16 protein-coding genes are annotated in these 18,496 nt (G+C 62.9%); 7 read left to right on the forward strand and 9 right to left on the reverse strand.

Annotation, left to right across the window (positions count from 1 at the left end; all coding sequences use genetic code 11):
• Positions 1–227 precede the first annotated feature (227 nt).
• The 5 genes from ACTJLB_RS10885 to ACTJLB_RS10905 all read left to right on the forward strand — a co-directional run bounded on the left by ACTJLB_RS10885 (position 228) and on the right by ACTJLB_RS10905 (position 5,501).
• Positions 228–1,070, forward strand: coding sequence for an AAA family ATPase (locus ACTJLB_RS10885; RefSeq protein WP_020065319.1), 843 nt, complete (start codon positions 228–230; stop codon positions 1,068–1,070).
• Between the two features lie 36 nt (positions 1,071–1,106).
• Positions 1,107–2,282 carry a vWA domain-containing protein gene (locus ACTJLB_RS10890; protein ID WP_440783249.1) on the forward strand — a complete coding sequence of 392 codons (1,176 nt, stop codon included), beginning with the start codon at positions 1,107–1,109 and terminating at the stop codon, positions 2,280–2,282.
• A gap of 40 nt (positions 2,283–2,322) precedes the next feature.
• On the forward strand, positions 2,323–3,543 hold the full coding sequence (locus ACTJLB_RS10895) for a benzoate/H(+) symporter BenE family transporter (RefSeq protein ID WP_440783251.1): 1,221 nt from the start codon (positions 2,323–2,325) through the stop codon (positions 3,541–3,543).
• A 294-nt stretch (positions 3,544–3,837) separates the two neighbouring features.
• Positions 3,838–4,791, forward strand: coding sequence for a transaldolase (gene tal, locus ACTJLB_RS10900; RefSeq protein ID WP_440783253.1), 954 nt, complete (start codon positions 3,838–3,840; stop codon positions 4,789–4,791).
• 293 nt (positions 4,792–5,084) lie between these two features.
• Positions 5,085–5,501, forward strand: a complete 417-nt coding sequence (locus tag ACTJLB_RS10905; RefSeq protein ID WP_020065315.1) for a VOC family protein — start codon at positions 5,085–5,087, stop codon at positions 5,499–5,501.
• A gap of 55 nt (positions 5,502–5,556) precedes the next feature.
• Here the strand turns inward: ACTJLB_RS10905 and ACTJLB_RS10910 are convergent, their stop codons facing one another.
• The 6 genes from ACTJLB_RS10910 to ACTJLB_RS10935 form a co-directional block, all read right to left on the reverse strand.
• Positions 5,557–6,786 (reverse strand): FUSC family protein, encoded by a 1,230-nt coding sequence (locus ACTJLB_RS10910; RefSeq protein ID WP_440783254.1) that lies wholly within the window; start codon positions 6,784–6,786, stop codon positions 5,557–5,559.
• 160 nt (positions 6,787–6,946) lie between these two features.
• Complete coding sequence (gene mctP / locus ACTJLB_RS10915) at positions 6,947–8,497, reverse strand: monocarboxylate uptake permease MctP (RefSeq protein ID WP_020065313.1); 1,551 nt, start codon at positions 8,495–8,497, stop codon at positions 6,947–6,949.
• Positions 8,497–8,736: a DUF3311 domain-containing protein gene (locus ACTJLB_RS10920; protein WP_020065312.1), complete on the reverse strand. Its 240-nt coding sequence runs from the start codon at positions 8,734–8,736 to the stop codon at positions 8,497–8,499. Before ACTJLB_RS10920 ends, mctP begins: the two co-directional genes overlap by 1 nt.
• Before the next feature lie 443 nt (positions 8,737–9,179).
• Positions 9,180–10,091 carry a spermidine synthase gene (locus ACTJLB_RS10925; RefSeq protein ID WP_440783255.1) on the reverse strand — a complete coding sequence of 304 codons (912 nt, stop codon included), beginning with the start codon at positions 10,089–10,091 and terminating at the stop codon, positions 9,180–9,182.
• Positions 10,088–10,561, reverse strand: coding sequence for a DNA-deoxyinosine glycosylase (locus ACTJLB_RS10930; protein ID WP_020065310.1), 474 nt, complete (start codon positions 10,559–10,561; stop codon positions 10,088–10,090). Before ACTJLB_RS10930 ends, ACTJLB_RS10925 begins: the two co-directional genes overlap by 4 nt.
• A complete protein-coding gene (locus ACTJLB_RS10935) occupies positions 10,561–11,271 on the reverse strand; it encodes a chorismate--pyruvate lyase family protein (protein WP_310354631.1) in 711 nt (236 codons plus the stop codon). The genes ACTJLB_RS10930 and ACTJLB_RS10935 overlap by 1 nt, the downstream gene beginning before the upstream one ends.
• Positions 11,272–11,509: 238 nt before the next feature.
• Here ACTJLB_RS10935 and ACTJLB_RS10940 point away from each other — a divergent pair, with 238 nt between their 5' ends.
• Positions 11,510–12,016 carry an OmpA family protein gene (locus ACTJLB_RS10940; RefSeq protein WP_440783256.1) on the forward strand — a complete coding sequence of 169 codons (507 nt, stop codon included), beginning with the start codon at positions 11,510–11,512 and terminating at the stop codon, positions 12,014–12,016.
• Positions 12,017–12,118: 102 nt separating this feature from the next.
• Here the strand turns inward: ACTJLB_RS10940 and ACTJLB_RS10945 are convergent, their stop codons facing one another.
• Positions 12,119–13,864, reverse strand: a complete 1,746-nt coding sequence (locus tag ACTJLB_RS10945; protein WP_440783257.1) for a hypothetical protein — start codon at positions 13,862–13,864, stop codon at positions 12,119–12,121.
• Positions 13,864–15,765, reverse strand: a complete 1,902-nt coding sequence (locus tag ACTJLB_RS10950; RefSeq protein WP_440783258.1) for a hypothetical protein — start codon at positions 15,763–15,765, stop codon at positions 13,864–13,866. Before ACTJLB_RS10950 ends, ACTJLB_RS10945 begins: the two co-directional genes overlap by 1 nt.
• A 280-nt stretch (positions 15,766–16,045) precedes the next feature.
• Here ACTJLB_RS10950 and ACTJLB_RS10955 point away from each other — a divergent pair, with 280 nt between their 5' ends.
• On the forward strand, positions 16,046–16,315 hold the full coding sequence (locus ACTJLB_RS10955; protein ID WP_020065305.1) for a hypothetical protein: 270 nt from the start codon (positions 16,046–16,048) through the stop codon (positions 16,313–16,315).
• Between the two features lie 140 nt (positions 16,316–16,455).
• Here ACTJLB_RS10955 and htpG read toward each other — a convergent pair whose 3' ends face one another.
• Positions 16,456–18,354: a molecular chaperone HtpG gene (gene htpG, locus ACTJLB_RS10960; RefSeq protein ID WP_020065304.1), complete on the reverse strand. Its 1,899-nt coding sequence runs from the start codon at positions 18,352–18,354 to the stop codon at positions 16,456–16,458.
• Positions 18,355–18,496 lie beyond the last annotated feature (142 nt).

Genomic DNA, 18,496 nt, shown 5'->3' on the forward strand with positions numbered 1-18,496 from the left:
AAGGCAACGGCCCGCGCCGTTATTCTTATAGGGAGCCACGCAGGCCAAAAAAATCGGGCTAATTGTACCGCGACGCCGCGCCGAACGTCCACCGCGCGGGGCGCGCCGGCCGGCGGGCCTGCATTGCGGCCGGGCCGCGCCGCGGCTGAAACCATACGCGAGCCCGTTTCAGGCCAACAGGGCTTCTGACTTATACTGGGTTTTTTCCGCCCAAAGAGCATCTTGCCATGCGTTTCGAAGGCTCATCGCAGTACGTCGCCACCGACGACCTCAAGCTCGCGGTCAACGCCGCGATGACGCTCAAGCGCCCGCTGCTGATCAAGGGCGAGCCCGGCACCGGCAAGACCATGCTGGCCGAAGAAGTCGCCGCCGCGCTCGGCATGCCGCTGCTGCAGTGGCATATCAAGTCCACCACCAAGGCCCAGCAGGGTCTCTACGAATACGACGCGGTGTCGCGCCTGCGCGATTCGCAACTCGGCGACGAGCGGGTGAAGGACATCCGCAACTACATCGTCAAGGGCGTGCTGTGGCAGGCGTTCGAGTCGGACGAACAGACGGTGCTGCTGATCGACGAGATCGACAAGGCCGACATCGAGTTTCCGAACGACCTGTTGCGCGAACTCGACCGCATGGAGTTCTACGTGTACGAGACGCACGAGTTGATCCGCGCGAAACAGCGTCCGCTCGTCATCATCACGTCGAACAATGAGAAGGAGCTGCCCGACGCGTTTCTGCGCCGCTGCTTTTTCCATTACATCAAGTTTCCCGACCCGGCCACGATGCAGCAGATCGTGGAGGTGCATTATCCCGGCATCAAGAAGGAGCTGCTGGCCGCGGCCATGCAAAGCTTTTTCGAGCTGCGCAACGTGGCCGGGCTGAAGAAAAAGCCGTCCACGTCCGAACTGCTCGACTGGCTCAAGCTGCTGCTCGCCGAAGACATCCCACCGGAAGCGCTGCGCTCGTCGGATCAGAAGCAGATCATCCCGCCGCTGCACGGCGCGCTTCTGAAGAACGAACAGGACGTAAGCCTGTTCGAGCGGCTCATTTTCATGAACCGCAATAATCGTTGAATTTCTAGTGAGTGCCCGCGCCGCGGAGAACCCAGCATGCTGATCGACTTCTTCTACTCGCTGCGCGCCGCGAAACTGCCCGTGTCGGTGAAGGAATACCTCACGCTGCTCGAGGCGCTCAAAGCCAACGTGATCGCGCCGTCGCTCGACGAGTTTTATTACCTCGCGCGCATGACGCTCGTGAAGGACGAACAGTACTTCGACAAGTTCGACCAGGCGTTCGCCGCGTATTTCAACGGCGTTGCGCAGACCTCGGAACTTGCCTTCGACGTCCCGCTCGACTGGCTGAAGAAAAAGCTGCAACGCGATCTGTCGCCGGAAGAAAAGGCGCAAATCGAGGCGATGGGCGGCATCGACAAACTGATGGAACGCCTGAAGCAGCTGTTCGACGAACAGAAAGAGCGCCACGAGGGCGGCAGCAAGTGGATCGGCACGGGCGGCACGTCGCCGTTCGGCAATGGCGGCTACAACCCGGAAGGCGTGCGCATCGGCGGCGACGCGGCGGGCAATCGCACGGCCGTGAAAGTCTGGGAAGCGCGCGCCTATCGCGACTACGACGACCAGGTCGAAATCGGCACGCGCAACATCAAGGTGGCGTTACGGCGCTTGCGCCGCTTCGCGCGCGAAGGCGCGGCCGAAGAGCTCGATCTGCCCGACACGATCCGCAGCACGGCCGCGAACGCCGGCTGGCTCGATCTCAAGATGGTGCCCGAGCGGCACAACAACGTGAAAGTGCTGATGCTGCTCGATGTCGGCGGCTCCATGGACGATCACATCAAGCGCACGGAAGAACTGTTCTCCGCAGCGAAGGCCGAGTTCAAGCACCTCGAGTTCTACTATTTCCACAACTGCGTGTACGACTTCCTGTGGAAGAACAACCGTCGCCGCCACACCGAGCGCATGGCGACGTGGGACGTGCTGCACAAATTCACGCCCGATTACAAGCTGATCTTCGTCGGCGACGCAACCATGAGCCCCTACGAAGTGCTGCAGCCGGGCGGCTCCGTCGAATACAACAACGCCGAAGCCGGCGCCGTGTGGCTGCGACGCCTCGCCGACCACTTCCCGCATTATGCGTGGCTCAATCCGGAACCTGAAGGCCTGTGGGCGTACCGCCAGTCCGTCAGCGCGATCCGCGAAGTGCTCGGCCAGCGGATGTATCCGCTCACGCTCGCCGGGCTCGAGTCCGCCATGCGGATGCTGAGCAAATAGAACCGACTGCTCCACCCTCCAACGACAAGAAAGTTTTTGCATGAGTCGCTCGTCATCGCCTGATCTCGCGCCTGCCGGCATTCCGCCCGGGCGCTTCAACCCATTGGCCGACACTTCGCTGTCGGCGATCGTCGCGGGCTTCGTCGCGATGATGACGGGCTACACCAGTTCGCTCGTGCTCATGTTCCAGGCGGGTCAAGCCGCACATCTGACGAATGCGCAGATTTCGTCGTGGATCTGGGCGTTGTCGATCGGCATGGCCCTCTGCACGATCGGACTGTCGTTGCGGTTCCGCGCACCGATTGTGATTGCGTGGTCGACGCCCGGCGCGGCGCTTCTGGTGTCGTCGCTGCCGCATGTGCCTTACGGGCAGGCGATCGGTGCGTTTATCGTCTGCGCGCTGCTGCTGACCATTGTCGGACTGACGGGCTGGTTCGACACGCTCATGAAGAAAATTCCCGCTGGCATTGCGGCCGCACTGCTGGCGGGCATCCTGTTCGAGATCGGCATCGAGATTTTTCGCGCCGCGCAGTTCCAGACGGCGCTCGTGCTGACGATGTTTCTGACCTACCTGGTCGTCAAACGCCTCGCGCCGCGTTACGCGATTCCAATGACGTTGATTGCCGGCACGATTGCTGCGGGCGCCCTTGGCCTGCTCGACTTCAGTCACTTTCAGGTGGCGCTCGCGCATCCCGTCTTTACGATGCCGGCGTTTTCGCTCGCCGCGAGCGTCAGCATCGGGATTCCGCTTTTTGTCGTCGCCATGGCGTCACAGAACGTGCCCGGCATCGCGGTGCTGCGCGCGGACGGCTATACCACGCCGTCGGCGCCGCTGATTTCCGCGACGGGAATCGCGTCGCTGCTGCTCGCGCCGTTCGGCTCGCACGGCGTCAACCTTGCCGCGATCACGGCGGCGATCTGTACCGGCCCCGAAGCGCACGAAAAACACGGCAAGCGTTACATGGCGGCGGTGTGGTGCGGTATCTTCTATCTGATCGCCGGCGTTTTCGGCGCGACCATCGCGGCACTGTTCGCGGCGTTTCCGCGCGAACTCGTCGTGTCGGTCGCGGCGCTGGCGCTGTTCGGCTCGATCATGAGCGGACTCACCAACGCAATGCAGGACGTCAGGCAGCGCGAAGCGGCACTCGTGACCTTCATGGTGACGGCGTCGGGGCTAACGTTGCTCTCTATCGGGTCGGCCTTCTGGGGGCTAGTGGCGGGCGTGCTCACCCAGGTCGTCCTCAATGCGCGGCGCGCATGAGTACGTGCGATGGCCCGCGCGTTGCGGGTGTTCCTGCATGCGGCGCATAGCGGCACCTTAGCTCGCCCGCAATCGCGCTGAATTGCCAGTGAAATAGCTGTGAACGGATCGCCGCTGGCAACTGTCAACACTACATCCGACGATCCGCCATAAAATAGAAGCATCCGGCAGCGTTTCCCGGCAACATCGGGCAAATGCTGCAGCGTGACTCGCGGCCGCCGGGCCCGGTCTTTCATTCCGGCGGCGACCTCGTTCTCCTGAACCACGGCGCATGCGCCCTCTGAAGGCACGAATATGACATCCGCACTCGAGCAACTCAAGCAATACACCACGGTCGTGGCCGATACCGGCGACTTCCAGCAACTCGCGCAGTACAAGCCGCAGGACGCGACCACCAATCCGTCGCTGATTCTGAAGGCCGTCCAGAAAGACGACTACCGGCCGCTGCTCGAAAAAACGGTGAAAGATCATGCGTCGAAGCCGATGGGCGCGATCATCGACCAGCTGCTGATCGCTTTCGGCACTGAAATCCTGAAAATCATCCCCGGGCGCGTGTCGACCGAAGTGGATGCGCGCCTGTCGTTCGACGTCCAAGGCTCGATCGCCAAGGGCCGCGAAATCATTGCGCTCTACAAGGACCACGGTATCGACCGCGAACGCGTGCTGGTCAAACTGGCTTCCACGTGGGAAGGCGTACGCGCGGCCGAAGTGCTGCAGAAAGAAGGCATCAACTGCAACATGACGCTGCTGTTCTCCCTCGCCCAGGCCGCCGCCTGTGCCGACGCCGGGGCAAAGCTGATCTCGCCGTTCGTCGGCCGCATTTACGACTGGTACAAGAAAAATGCCGGCAGTGCGTGGGACGAAGCGAAGGACGGCGGCGCGAACGACCCGGGCGTGCAGTCCGTGCGCCGCATTTACGCGTACTACAAGAAATTTGGCTACAAAACCGAGGTCATGGGCGCGAGCTTCCGAACCACGGGCCAGATTCTGGAACTGGCAGGCTGCGATTTGCTGACCATCAGCCCGGATCTGCTGCAAAAGCTGCACGAAAGCACCGAGAAGGTCGAGCGCAAGCTCTCGCCGGACAGCGCGAAAGACGCCGACATTGAACGCGTGCCGGTCGATGAAGCGTCGTTCCGCTTCCTCGTCAACGACGAAGCCATGGCAACCGAAAAGCTCGCCGAAGGCATCCGCGCGTTTGCGGCCGACGCAGTGAAGCTGGAAAAACTGATCGAAGCGCTGCGTTAAGCGCCTGCGCCAGTCGCGGCGGTCGTCGTACGTCGGCAAGACACGGCGAACACGCAGTCGATCACAACTCGCGGCCCCGAGGCTCATGGTTCGGGGCCGCGTTCCGTTTACCGGGAATCTCCGTGTCCTTTCATCCGCTGACGGCGGCCTTCGGCCGTTTCCGGCGAGCCGTCTTTTCCTCACGACACAAAGTCACAATCGCGCGAAAACCGTTGCCTAAAATGGTCTGCACGCCTGCTGCTTTGCCCGCCACACGGCGCGAAGGCGTTCATATCCACATTCGGGAGACGATGATGGAAGTTCAACCCTACGTTTTTTTCAACGGACGCTGCGAAGAAGCGCTCGATTATTATCGTCAGCACCTCGGTGCCGAAGTCACGTTCATGATGCGCTTCAAGGACGCCCCGCCCGACTCGCAGAACCAGCCGCGTGCCGGCGTCGAAGACAAGATCATGCACGCGAACGTTCAGATGGGCTCGACACAGTGGATGGCGTCCGACGGGAATTGCGACCAGGACGCGAAGCCCATGAGCGGCTTCAGCCTGTCGCTGACGGCGGACGACACGGCATCGGCGCAAAAATACTTCAACGCCCTCGCCGACGGCGGCCAGATCGTGATGCCATGGGGCGAGACCTTCTGGAGCAAAGGCTTCGGCATGACGGTGGACCGCTTCGGCCTGATGTGGATGGTGACGTTGCCGCAAGAGTGATCGGCCCGAGCCCTCGCGAGGCACCATGACCGGAGTTCACCGGCAGCTTCTCTAACTAGGCCTTCTGCAAAACGCGCGAGCGTCGCTCGATGTTCCAGTTCACCTCTATCTCGAGTAACGCTGCGCGCAGGCGGTCCACCTGTTCCGCGAGCCGCTGCCCGAGCCAATACGGCCCTTGCAGGTCGGGCGGGAGTTTAGACGCGACATTGCTCGCGGTTCGCACGAGCGGCGACGCGGCCGAATTGCCGGCCACCGGATTGCCGGCCACCGGATCGCCGGCCGCCGGAGTGCAGTCCACCGGCCCGCCGCCCACCGGATCGCCGGCCGCCGGATCGCCCGCCACCGGAATCCCAAAATGCGTCGCGCGGCCAAAGCGCAGGCCGCGCGCAATCGCCAGCAGCATGGCGCGCACCGCCCGCACCTCCGCGCCGCACTGTTCGGCATATGCGGTGCGCGCGGCCGCGCTGGCCTGCATCAAGGGACCGGTGGCAAGCAGTTCGAGCGAACTCAGCACCGAGCGATGCAGCCGCTGAATCTCCTCGAGCTTCGCCTGCGGCACGTCGATCTCCTTTGCCACCGAAGGCATCAGCGAACGCAATTGCACGAGCCGCCGGTTGATCGCGAGAAACCGCTTCACCTGCTCTTCCTCGCCAATCGTCTCGCCCTCCAGCAAACGCGTATAGATTTGCGCGCACTCGCGCAGATTGGCCGCAATACCGTAGCGCCACGAATAAGTGGCGTGCAGCGGCAGCGCGAATGAAAAAGCCAGCGCAATCACAATGCCGATCAGCACGTTCAGCGTGCGCCACAGTCCGACGTCGATCAGATTGTCGCCATGCCCCGCGACGATGCACATCGTGATGGCCGTCAACAGCCCGATATAGCCGGACGAGCCGATCGCGAACCACGCGCAGATCGCGGCGAAGATCGACATCAACACATAGGTGAGCGGCAGCGAGCCAAGCAGATTCTGCTGCACGATCAGCAGCAGCCCGATCGACGCCCCGAGCAAGGTGCCCGCGGCCCGCTCCGCCGCTTTCTTGCGGATATTGCCGTGATGCTGCAAACCGCCGATCACCACGAGCAGCGTCACCGACGACCAGATGCCGTGCGGAATGTCGATACCGGTTGTCGCGAGAATCGAGAACAGCATTGCCAGTCCTACGCGCAGGCTGTGCAGGACCTTCGCGTGTCGATAGCGGTAATACGGCGACGTGATCGCGCGAACCATCCGGCTCACCGCCGAACGGCGCGGAATCACGGTGCGGGAATCGGCAGGAGCCATGGCGGAGTTAGGGACGCTTGTGAGAGACGGTCCCGCTATCGTGCCCTGGAGTGCGCTGCAAACACAAACGCCCGCAGACTTTCATCTGCGGGCGCTGCGTTTGAGTTGCACCGTTTCGCTTGCCGGCCGGTATGCCCGGCCGCCAACAAGCTTGCGACGCTTAGCTTTCGACCACGTCCAGATAGTCTTCCGGACGCGTGCGGTCTTCGGCGCGCTGCATGCCGAACGCGCGCACCAGCAGGCTCACCACCACGGCCACCACCAGGTTCACGATCAGCGACCAGACAGCCGCATAGCCCGGGATCGCCATGCCGAACAGATGGATCGTAAAGATCGAACCGGCGAGCTTCAGCGAAACGGCCATCCACGTGCCGGTCGCGATGCCGACTGCCCAGCCGAGCAGCAGGCCGCGATAGTCGAGCACTCGCGTGTACAGACCGAGCACGATCGCGGGCAGCGTCTGGATGATCCAGATGCCGCCGAGCAGTTGCAACTGGATCGCATACGTGAGCGGCAGGCCGAGAATGAACGCCACTGCGCCGACCTTCACGATCAGCGACACCAGCTTCGCGACGTTGGTCTCCTGTTCGTGCGTCATGTTGCGATTCACGAACTCCTTGTGGATGTTGCGCGTGTACAGGTTCGCTGCCGCAATCGACATGATCGCCGCCGGCACCAGCGCGCCGATGCCGATCGCCGCGAACGCCACGCCGACGAACCACGACGGGAAGAAGTGCAGGAACAGCGCCGGCACTGCGAAGTTCGGACCGAACGCCTTGAAGTACGGCGCGAATTCCGGCATGTCCTTCACGCCCGAGGCAAGCGCCATGAACCCGAGCAGCGCGAGCAAACCGAGCACCAGCGAGTAAGCCGGCAGCATCGCCATATTGCGGCGGATCGTATTGCCCGATTTCGACGACAACACCGCCGTGATCGAGTGCGGGTACAGGAACAGCGCGAGGGCCGAACCCACCGCGAGCGTCGCATACGCGCTATAGCCGTTCAGACTCGACACGTCCGGCGCCTTCAGCAGCAGCTTGGCCGGCGGCACCGTTGCGAAGATGTGGCCGAAGCCGCCCAGTTGCGGCGGAATCACAATGATCGCAGCGAAGATCGTGATGTAGATCAGGACGTCCTTGACCACGGCGATCATGGCCGGCGCGCGCAAGCCCGACGTGTACGTGTAGGCAGCCAGGATCGCAAACGCGATGATGAGCGGCAGATCGCCGACGAAGCCCTTCGTGTCGAAGCCGAGCGCGCCGATCACCACTTCGATTCCGACCAGTTGCAACGCGATGTACGGCATGGTCGCGACGATACCCGTCACCGCGATTGCGAGAGCGAGCATACGGCTGCCGTAGCGTGCCGATACGAAGTCCGCCGACGTCACGTAGCCCTGACGTTTCGCGATACTCCACAGTTTCGGGAAGACGACGAACGCGAACGGGTAGATCAGGATGGTGTACGGCAGCGCGAAGAAACCGGTTGCGCCCGCACCGAATACCAGCGCCGGCACCGCGATGAAGGTGTACGCGGTGTAGAGGTCGCCGCCCAGCAGAAACCAGGTGACGATGGTGCCGAAGCGCCGGCCGCCGAGACCCCACTCTTCCAGATGCGCAAGATCGCCGCGCCGCCAGTGCGCCGCGATAAAACCGAGAATGGTGACGCCGATAAAAAATAGAACGAAGACGAAAGTCGCGATGGCGTTCATTATTGTGCGTCCCCCTGAGGACGGCCTGACGAGCGCGCCTTGGTCTTCATATAGACGAGCGCCGTAATGACTGCGCTGATCAGCACCCAGAGGAGCTGATACCAGTAGAAAAACGGAAAGTCGAACAATACCGGTTCGACCTTGTTGTACGACGGCACCCAGACCATGGCGATCCAGGGCAACAGCAACAGCCAGAGCCAGTGCTTGCTGGCTTTATTCGCGTCGGCGTCGTGAGCCATGACGTCTCCTCTTCCCTATTATTGAAATGTTGGCCCGTGTTCGACGGGTGCTGGACCGCCACGCGGAAAACCGCCTCGCGGCAGCAAGCCCGCGGAGGATCGCCCCGCGTGAGACACGAGTGCCCCGAAAGCCTCGAAAGAGTATAGGAGCCGCGAACGTGCGGTCAAGCAGGGAGGACCCGAGGCATTGACACTGCCGCAAGAGCCGACAGGACGGTGTTTCAGCGGATGTCGGGCGGGAGAAGTGCCTTGGCGAGAACCTGGTCAGGACCCACGCGCAGCGCGGGTCTTGCGGCCTCGGCGCGTTCGCGTGCGAAGGAGAAAACAGCGGATTTTCGGCGCAATGCCGGATAGATAGCAGATCTGAATTCCGTCGCGCGGATGCGACGCTCGTCAGGGTGAGGCCGGTCAGTTATGGCCCGGCCCCTTGCGGCGCTATGCGATCAGATGACGAACGACGCGCCCGTCTGTCCGGTCGACTCCTGCAGACCCTTGATCCATTTGCGGGCGGGCAAGCCGAGTTCCGCTTCGATCAGCTTCGCACGTGTTTGCAGCGCCGTGAACGGCACGTCGAGCGCGGGGCCGGAAAACGCGATCGCGATGCGGTTGCCGTCGTGCACTTCCGGCAGCGCGACGACGCGACCGTCGAACGCTTCGTTCAGACGCTTCATGTTGCGCACGAAGCTCGGGTGATCGCCGAACAGATTCACCGTTGCGACGCCCGCATCGGTCAGACACGCGCGAGCCGCACGGTAGAAGCCGACGCTGTCGAGCACCGGGCCGCGCGCCGTTGCATCGTAAATGTCGATTTGCAATGCGCCGATCGTGCCGTGGTTCGCGCGGTCGTTGACGAAGTCCCACGCGTCCGTCTCGTGCACGGTGAGGCGTGCGTCGTCCGGCGGCAACTCGAACATTGCGCGAGCGGCGATGACCACTGCCGGGTTTACTTCGACCGCCTCGACTTTGGCGCGCTTCAGGAAGCGATGGGCGAACTTGGTGAGCGCAGCCGCGCCGAGGCCGAGCTGGACGATGCGCCTGGGCGTTTCGATGAACAGCAGCCACGCCATCATTTGCTGAGCGTATTCGAGTTCGATGTGGTCCGGCTTGCGCAGACGCATCGCGCCTTGCACCCATTCCGTGCCGAAATGCAGATAACGCACGCCGCCCTCTTCCGAAAACGTGACGGGCGCAAAACGCGGCTTGCGCGGCGTTTCGATTTGCGGCGCGTCGTGCAGATTGTCGTCGTGCGACGACTTTTTCTTGTTGCGCGCCACCTCGCGCTTGCCCGCACCGTCGGCATTGCGGTTGCGGAATGCACGCGCTTCAGCCGAAGCGCGCTTGATGAGTTTCGTCATGTCAGGATGTCGCGCCACAGGCGCAATTTTTGATCGAACGAGAGCATAGCATTGGCCGGACTGGACGAAGGCAATACGAGGGTCGTGTAGCCCGCCTCGCCGATCACCGGCGCGAAGCGGCCCGCCGTCTTGCCGTTGAAGCAGACCTTGCGCAGCTTCGGCGCGTGTTCGCGCAGCGATGCAAAGTCGTTCGGCTGCGCGTTGCGAATGGCCGCATCGAGACTGCCCTCGCGATGGCACGCGGCGAGCACGTCCCACACACCGATCCCGTGAGAAAGCACACGCCGCAGCCGCTCTTCGTAGGCGAGTTCCGCGAGCGGGTCGTCGAGCACGGCGCCGAGCAGACGCCAGAACTGGTTGCGCGGATGCGCGTAGTACTGGGTCGCGGCGAGCGACGCCTCGCCGGGAAAGCTGCCGAGAATCAGCGTATGTGTGTCGGCGGCGACAACCGGAGGAAAGCCGATCAGCATTATCTGCTCCGCTCGCTGGCCGCATGCGACACGGGATGCGCGCGCGATGCCGTGTGCTCGATCGGCCGGCCATGTTCGCGCATGCGCGGGTGACCTGCGGGAGTGGAGTCGACGGAGGGAGCGAGTGAGCGGCGAGCGCCGCCTGCGTTCGCTAATGACGCAAGATGCGTCCACAGTGCCGGCAGGAAACATTCGGTGACCATCAGCGGCTCGCCATGCCGCTCGAACACCGAGCGGCGCGCCGACAGTGCGTGCGGCGGCACCCCGCCGACTTCACGCGCCGCCAGCCGGTACAGCGGATGCCGCGCGGTCACGCGGCGGCTGACAAGCGCCGATCGCGCGACGCTGCTATCGCTATACAGCAGCTCGGCAAGCGGCCGCGTGCGCAGGCGTCGCGTGGCTTGCCATACGCCGACGCTCGCGGCCAGAGGCGCAACACTGTGCGCGGCGACGAAGGGCACGGCATCGACCGACAAGACGACCTCGCGCACCCACACTGGCGCGCGCGCGGGCAGACCCAACGCGGCATGCTCGTCGGCCCAGGCCAACGCCACGCCTTCACGCGTGACACGCACCGCGACTTCGCCGAGCGCGCGCAGATGCGCGGTCAGCGAACCGCCACGGGTCAACCAGTCTTTCTGCGCGGCGCCGAGGCCAGGCGAGGGAGCGACGCGCCAGTGCGCGTCGGCAGCATCGAAACGGATAGGCATGGGTTCGGATTATAACGGCGCGACTGTCGGACGATTGCCCGGCCCGCACGCGTCTTTTCCGACGATCCGGCTGCACTGCCGCATCGGTATCGAAATGCCCAATCGGGTCGCCGATTTCGGAAAGGTCCGATTCTCCAACGCCGCGACCCACGATAAAACCTCCGTGCTTTACGAACCGGCGATTCGCCCGCTGTCGACGGGCGCGCCATCCGATGTGCAAACGAACGAGAGAGCAAACATGAAGAAAATTCTGAGCATGAGCGCCTGCGCAATATCGGTGCTGCTGATGGCTGGCTGCGCCGCGCCGTTGAACCGCGATACTGAGACGTCGTTGAACAAGGCCGTGGGCATCGAGGTCGCACCGGTCGCGGATGGCGTCGCCGTGAAGCTGCCCGAAAAAGCGCTGTTCGATTTCAACAAATCGGAAGTGCGCGGCGATGCGAGCGCGGTGGTCGACCGGTCCGCGGTGCTGCTCAAGCGCAGCAAGAAGCCGGTCATCGTCGAAGGCTACACGGACAATGTCGGCGCGCTCGACTACAACCAGCAACTCTCGGAAGCACGCGCCACCGCGGTGGGTTACGCGCTCGTGGCGCGCGGCGTGACGATGGAGCGCATTCGCACCAAGGGCAACGCGTACAACAATCCGGTTGCAAGCAACGATACGCCCGAAGGACGCGCGCTCAATCGCCGCACTGAGATCGTGGTGCGCGGCGAAACCATGGAAACGTTGATGGGCAAGAAGTAGGCGCCAGCCGCTTCAGGCGGATTACGCTAGTCACACACGGGGCCGGCTGCGCCGCGCGCGCCCGGCTCATCTGCCGATTCATTTGCCAACTCAGCTGCAGACTCAGCTGCCGACGTACTCCTGCAGCGCCTGCGCGACCTCAGCGAGCACCGCTTCCCATTGATTCAACTCACGCTGTCTGAAAAGACGCATTGACGGATACCACGGACTATCGGCGCGTTCGGCCATCCAGCGCCAGTCTGTAAAGGTGGGCACCAGTACCCACACCGGCGTGCCGCAGGCGCCGGCAAGATGCGCGACCGCAGTGTCTACGGTAACGACCAGATCGAGCGACTGAATGATCGCCAGCGTATCCATGAAGTCGTGAATCTCCGGTCCGAGAACATGCATGTCGATCTCCTCGGACAAAGCCGCCGCGTCGTGCTGCGCCTCCCCTTTTTGCAGCGAGAACCAACGCACGCCCGGCTGCTCCAGAAAAGGCGGCCATTGCTGAAGCCCAATGGACCGATAGCGGTCGAGCGCATATGCGGGATTGCCCGCCCAAACGATCCCGACGCGCTTCGTGAACGGCCCTTGCGCCTTGACAGAACCAAGTGCGTCCATGCGGTCACGCCAGCGCTGCATCGCTGCAGGCTGTGCCTGCACATAAGTCGTGGCAAGCGGCAACATCGGCAATTCGAGTTTCATATGCGCAGGCATGCTCAACATGCGGCACCAGTAGTCGTACGGGCCGGGCGGCGCTGTGGTCCATGCCGCATGCACGCCCGCCGCATGGCGCGCCACATCGCCAAGCGGCTCTTCGACCCAGACGTCCACCTGCGCGCCACGCCGATGCAGCCAGTCGGCCATACGCAGAAACTGGATCTGATCGCCAAGGCCCTGTTCGCCGATCAGCAGGAAACGGCAACCGAGCACGCGCTCGCCTTGCCACTCCGGGAAATCCGGGCGAACCAGATCGTGATTTTCCGGTAGTGCGTCATGCCACCGGTATTGCTTCCAGCCTCGTTCGAAATCGCCCGCGCGGAGCTGTGATGCCGCGAGGTTGAACTGCATCGACGGGTTGGCCGGCATGAGCCGGGCGGCCTCGGCGGTATGCATCTGCATGTGCTCGAAGTCGCCGAGCATATTGAGCGCGAACGACGCGTTGTGATGCAGCCAGGCGTTGTTCGGTTCAACGCTGATTCCCTGCCTCGCGACGCTGACCGCGTCCGCAAAACGATGCGCGCTGTTCAGAGTGAATGCGAGTTGCTGCAGAGCTGCTGCGTCGGAACTGCAGCGTGCGCGCAGGGCCGGCAACAGATCGCCGATCTCGGCATCGCGCTGCGCCTTCGACAAAGCCGCGATCAGCATGAACGCATCTGCAATGTTCGCCGAGTCGAGCGCCCATGCTCGCGCCCAATAGTTCGCTGCATCGGCGTGCTGCTCCTGTTCCATGCAGATCTGCGCGAGCGCGCGAACTGCATGGTGCAATGTGGGCTCGAAGCGGACCGCGGTCTGATAGTGTTGGCGCGCCTCGGCGAATCGCGCGGAGAGCTTGAGGCAATCAGCAAGATTCCGATGAACGCTGGCACTCCCACCACTTAAGTTCAGCGCGCGATGGTAGAACGCCTCGGCCGCGATCCGATTGCCGCCCAGCACGGCAAGCAGCCCGCGATGCTCCCAGATATCCGCACGATCGGGCGCGAGGTTCAGTGCGCGATCCAGCTGCTCAGAGGCACGCTCGAGCGCGCCGTCGCGAAAATGTGCAAGCCCGAGTTGATGCAGTGCGTCTGCGTCTGAATCTGCATCTAGGTCGGTTGGCGGCGCCTCGCTGCGTAATAAACCCGAATCGCCCGTGTCAGTTGTCATCAGCCGGTTACTGCCGGATGCGCTGCGTGGCTCGATTCCTTGTTGGTCGCGCCGGCCGCCATCAGCGCTTGAAGGCGCGCCGTCACACGCTCGATGACGGGAGCCCACTGCCCCGGCTGCGGCTGCCTGAAGAGCTCCACCGAGTCGTACCAGGGTTGCGCCTCCTCGTTGCCCCACGCCCAGTGCGACACGTGGTCGAGCATCGCCAACACCGGCCGCCCTAACGCGCCGCCAAGATGCAACGGTGCACTGTCGACCGTGACTAGCGCGTCGAGCGCACCGAGATGGGCGGCAACGTCGTCGAAGCCGGCGTGATATTGCGCCGTCATGTCGCACACGCTGTAACCCTGCGCGGTCAGCACCGCGACATCGGCCGCACGTCCTGGCGTAAGCGAATAGAAGATGACATCGGCAAGCGACAGCAACGGTTCAAGCGTTGCCCGCGCAATCGAACGCTTTTCGTCGCGACGATGCGTAGGGCTTCCCGCCCACACGAGCCCAACATGCAGTCTCGCCTGCGGCGCCTGTCTGCGTAGCTGCTCACGCCACGCGCTCACCTTGTCCGGATCGGCGTGAAGATACGCATCGCCTCGGACCTGCTCCGGCTGCAGGTCCAGCACAAGCGGCAAGCTCATGATGGGCAGGCTGTAATCCGGCGCGCCGAGCGGGCCGTCTTCGATGGACACGCAGTCCGCGTAAAAACGCGTGAGCAGCGCGTGCAACGACTTACGCACGCAGAGCACGAGCCTGCCGCCTTCCTGACGCACGCGGGCGGCAAGTTGCGGGACATAGCGCACCATGTGAATGTCGTCGCCGTTGCCGAGTTCGCTGTGCACGACAAGCGTCTTGCCGGCGAGCTCCTCCCCTTGCCAGCGCGGACACAGGCGAGCCATAACCGAAACGATATTGTTCGGCTCGCGGTCGTCGCGTGCGAGGCGTGCCTCGAAACGCTTCCAGCCGCTTGCCCATGCGCCGTGCCGCAGATCCAGGTCTGCAAGATCGACTGCCGGCGTCACCGCGTGCGGATTGACCGCGAGTGCTTCTCGCAACATCGCGGCACTGTCCTCGTAGCGCGCCTGTTCGCATAGATAGAAGCCAATCGCGGCGAGCACGTCCGCATTGCCTGGCGACGCAGCATTCGCGGCGCGCATGGTCGCCTCGGCCGCCGCGGCGTCGTTGCACTGCCATTGCGCGTGGCTGAGCTGCCACGCCATTTCCGCGTCTGCGGGATTGCGCGCCAGCGCCTCGCGGCACACGTGCCCGACCGCAGTCCAGTCGCGCACCTCGCGCAATGCCAGCACGAACTGCAACGGCAACGCCGGATCGACGGCCGGATCGAGCGAATATGCGCTCGCGAGCGCGGCACGCCGCTCCTCGCGCGCGCCCGGACCGCTGGCCCCACCCGCCCCACCCGCCGCACCCAGCGCACCGAGCGAAATAGCCAGCCACCACGGCGCGCGCGCGTCGTGCGGCGCTCGCTGCCGATAGGCTCGCAACATATGCGCCGCCGCCGAATGCGCGCCACATCCGTTGATGAGCCAGACGATCCATTCGAGCGTGGTGGCAAGCGGCTGCGCGGCGACCGCGATCTCGCTGTGATGCCGCGCGACCTCAGCGCGGGCGAGCGCGTCGGCAAACAGCGCAAGGCGAGCATGGCGCGCGCCGCCGGCTTCAGCTTGTGCCTGCGATGCGCTGTGATACGCGTCTTCGAAACGCCCCGCGCTCGCGTGCAGATCGGCATGCAACTGCCATGTCACGCCAGCGGCGGCCAGTTCGGCCGCACGCAGCACTGCCGCGTGGTGGCCCTCCTCGCGCAGAACCGACCAAAGAAGATGAACCGTCTCGAGAGGCGTTGTGACATTGATCAGTGCCGCCGGAGCGGCCAAAGCGGAATCGGACATGAAAACTCAGAAAGTGCCGCAACGCGCAGGCGCTTCAATCGCAAAAGGGATTCCACGCGCACGGCTTGTACAGAAAGTGGCTCGAAGAACGTGCCCGATCTTCGAGCCGCCCAGTTTCGAAGCGCGACGGTCAAGATAATGCCGTGCCCTGCGTCTCATAAACTAATCTCAATTTATGGTCGTTGATTAGTTTTAGTTAGTTAACCATAATTAATTTTGCACGGCATCGAAACAAACCCAAGGCGTCGAGCAAATCTATAACTAGCAGCAGGGAGTCAGCTTGAGTACTACAAACGTAAAGGAAACTTCTGACCGTATCGCGCATCTTGCGTCGGTCGTATTGGCTCGTCAGGGCGCTACCCATATCGAGAAAGAGCTAGCCGGCTCCGCGCTCGCGCAACACCACACTGCTAAACAGACGAGCGCGGCAATCGGCAGCCTCGCGGCGCAGGTGCTCGGCGATCATCATTCCAGTTTCGAGGCGAAGGAGCTGGCCGGGAGCGTGCTTGCGCAAGTGCGTCACCTGCACGGGCTAACATTCGCCCATTAATGCACATGCAGTGACCGATCCGGATTTCTCTCGGTCGGTCCATAACACCACAAAGCGCGCGGCAAAAAAAATGCGCTGCCGAAGCAGCGCATTTTTTCTTTCACTACGTTGAACGTCGGTTCGACGCTAAACGATCAGGCTCAATTCGCGCGCGCAAGCAACAACGCGTTCGTACGCTTCACGAAGCTCGCCGGATCTTCAAGCGCGCCGCCCTCGGCCAGCAAAGCCTGGTCGAACAGCAGGTGGCACCAGTCGTCGAAGTTCGCGCTATCGGCATGCAAGCCCTTGACCAGTGCGTGCTCCGGATTCACTTCCAGAATCGGATGGAACGAAGGCGCCTGCTGCCCTGCGGCCTTCAGCATGCGCTGCAGGTAACCGCTCATCTCGCCGTCGTCTGCAACGAGGCACGAGGGCGAATCGGTCAGGCGGAACGTGAGGCGCACGTCTTTTGCCTTGTCCTTCAGCGCTTCCTTCATTTTGTCGACGAGCGGCTTGAGCTCCTCGCTCACCTTTTCCTGCGCCTCTTTTTCCTCGTCGTTCAGCGCGCCCAGATCCAGATCGCCGCGCGCCACGCTCTGCAGCGGCTTGCCGTCGAATTCGTTCAGGAACGACAGCATCCATTCGTCCACACGGTCGGTCAGCAGCAGCACTTCCACACCCTTCTTGCGGAACACTTCGAGATGCGGGCTGTGCGTCGCGGCCTGCCAGGTGTCGGCGGTCACGTAGTAAATCTTGCTTTGCTCCGGCTTCATGCGCGCGACGTAATCGGCGAGCGACACGTTCTGCTCCGGCGTTTCCGTATGCGTGGACGCAAAGCGCACGAGCTTGGCAATACGCTCGCGATTCGCAAAGTCTTCGCCGATGCCTTCCTTCAGCACCTGGCCGAACTCCTTCCAGAAGCCGGCGTACTTCTCCTTGTCGGCGTCGTTATCCGAGTTGGCCAGATCTTCCAGCATCGACAGCGCGCGCTTGGTCACGCCCTCGCGAATCGCCTTGACGTCGCGGCTTTCCTGCAGGATCTCACGCGAGACGTTAAGCGGCAGATCGCTCGAATCGACCACACCCTTCACGAAACGCAGGTACGCGGGCAGCAGTTGCTCGGCGTCGTCCATGATAAACACGCGCTTCACGTACAGCTTCAGCCCACCGCGATGATCGCGGTTCCACAGGTCGAACGGCGCGTGGCTCGGCACGTAGAGCAACTGCGTGTATTCGCTCCGGCCTTCGACGCGGTTATGCGTCCACGTAAGCGGATCCTGATGATCGTGCGACAGATGCTGATAAAACTGCTTGTACTGCTCTTCGGTGATGTCGTTCTTCGCACGAGTCCACAGCGCGCTGGCCTGATTGACGGTCTCGTCCTCGTCTTTCGTGACCATCGCGCTCTTTTCCGCGTCCCACTCTTCCTTCTTCATCAGGATGGGCAACGCGACGTGATCGGAATACCGCTGAATGATCGACTTGAGCCGATGTGATGACAGCAGTTCGTCTTCGTCTGCACGCAGATGCAGCGTGATGGTCGTGCCGCGCGCGGCGCGCTCGATCTGCTCGACGGCGAAATCGCCCTCGCCGGCGCTTTCCCAGCGCACGCCTTCCGACGCTGGCAATCCGGCGCGGCGCGTCTCGACCGTGATCTTGTCCGCGACGATGAAGCCCGAGTAGAAGCCCACGCCGAACTGCCCGATCAGCGCAGCGTCTTTCTGCTGATCGCCCGACAGCTTGCCGAAGAATTCCTTGGTGCCCGAGCGCGCGATCGTGCCGAGGTTGGCGATTGCTTCGTCACGGCTCATGCCGATGCCGTTATCGTCGATCGTGATGGTGCGCGCGTCCTTGTCATACGACACGCGAATGCGCAGATTCGGGTCGTTCTCGTACAACCCGCTGTTTTCAATTGCTTCGAAACGCAGCTTGTCGGCCGCGTCGGACGCATTGGAAATCAGCTCGCGCAAAAAGATTTCCTTGTTGCTGTACAGCGAATGGATCATCAGTTGCAGAAGCTGTTTCACTTCTGCCTGAAAGCTCATGGTTTCTTGTGCCATGGTCGGACTTCCTCTCTGTTGCGAATCGGTTTTTGCGAATCGGGTGTTGCGGATGCGTTTCGGGTCAGGCGTGGCACGGGGCCGGGTTGCCGACGTGCGGTGCCGTGCCGCCGGATCGTCCGCCTAAATAAGGGCGATGCGG

The sequence above is a fragment of the Paraburkholderia sp. 22098 genome (genome assembly GCF_052045935.1).
GTDB lineage: Bacteria > Pseudomonadota > Gammaproteobacteria > Burkholderiales > Burkholderiaceae > Paraburkholderia > Paraburkholderia caledonica.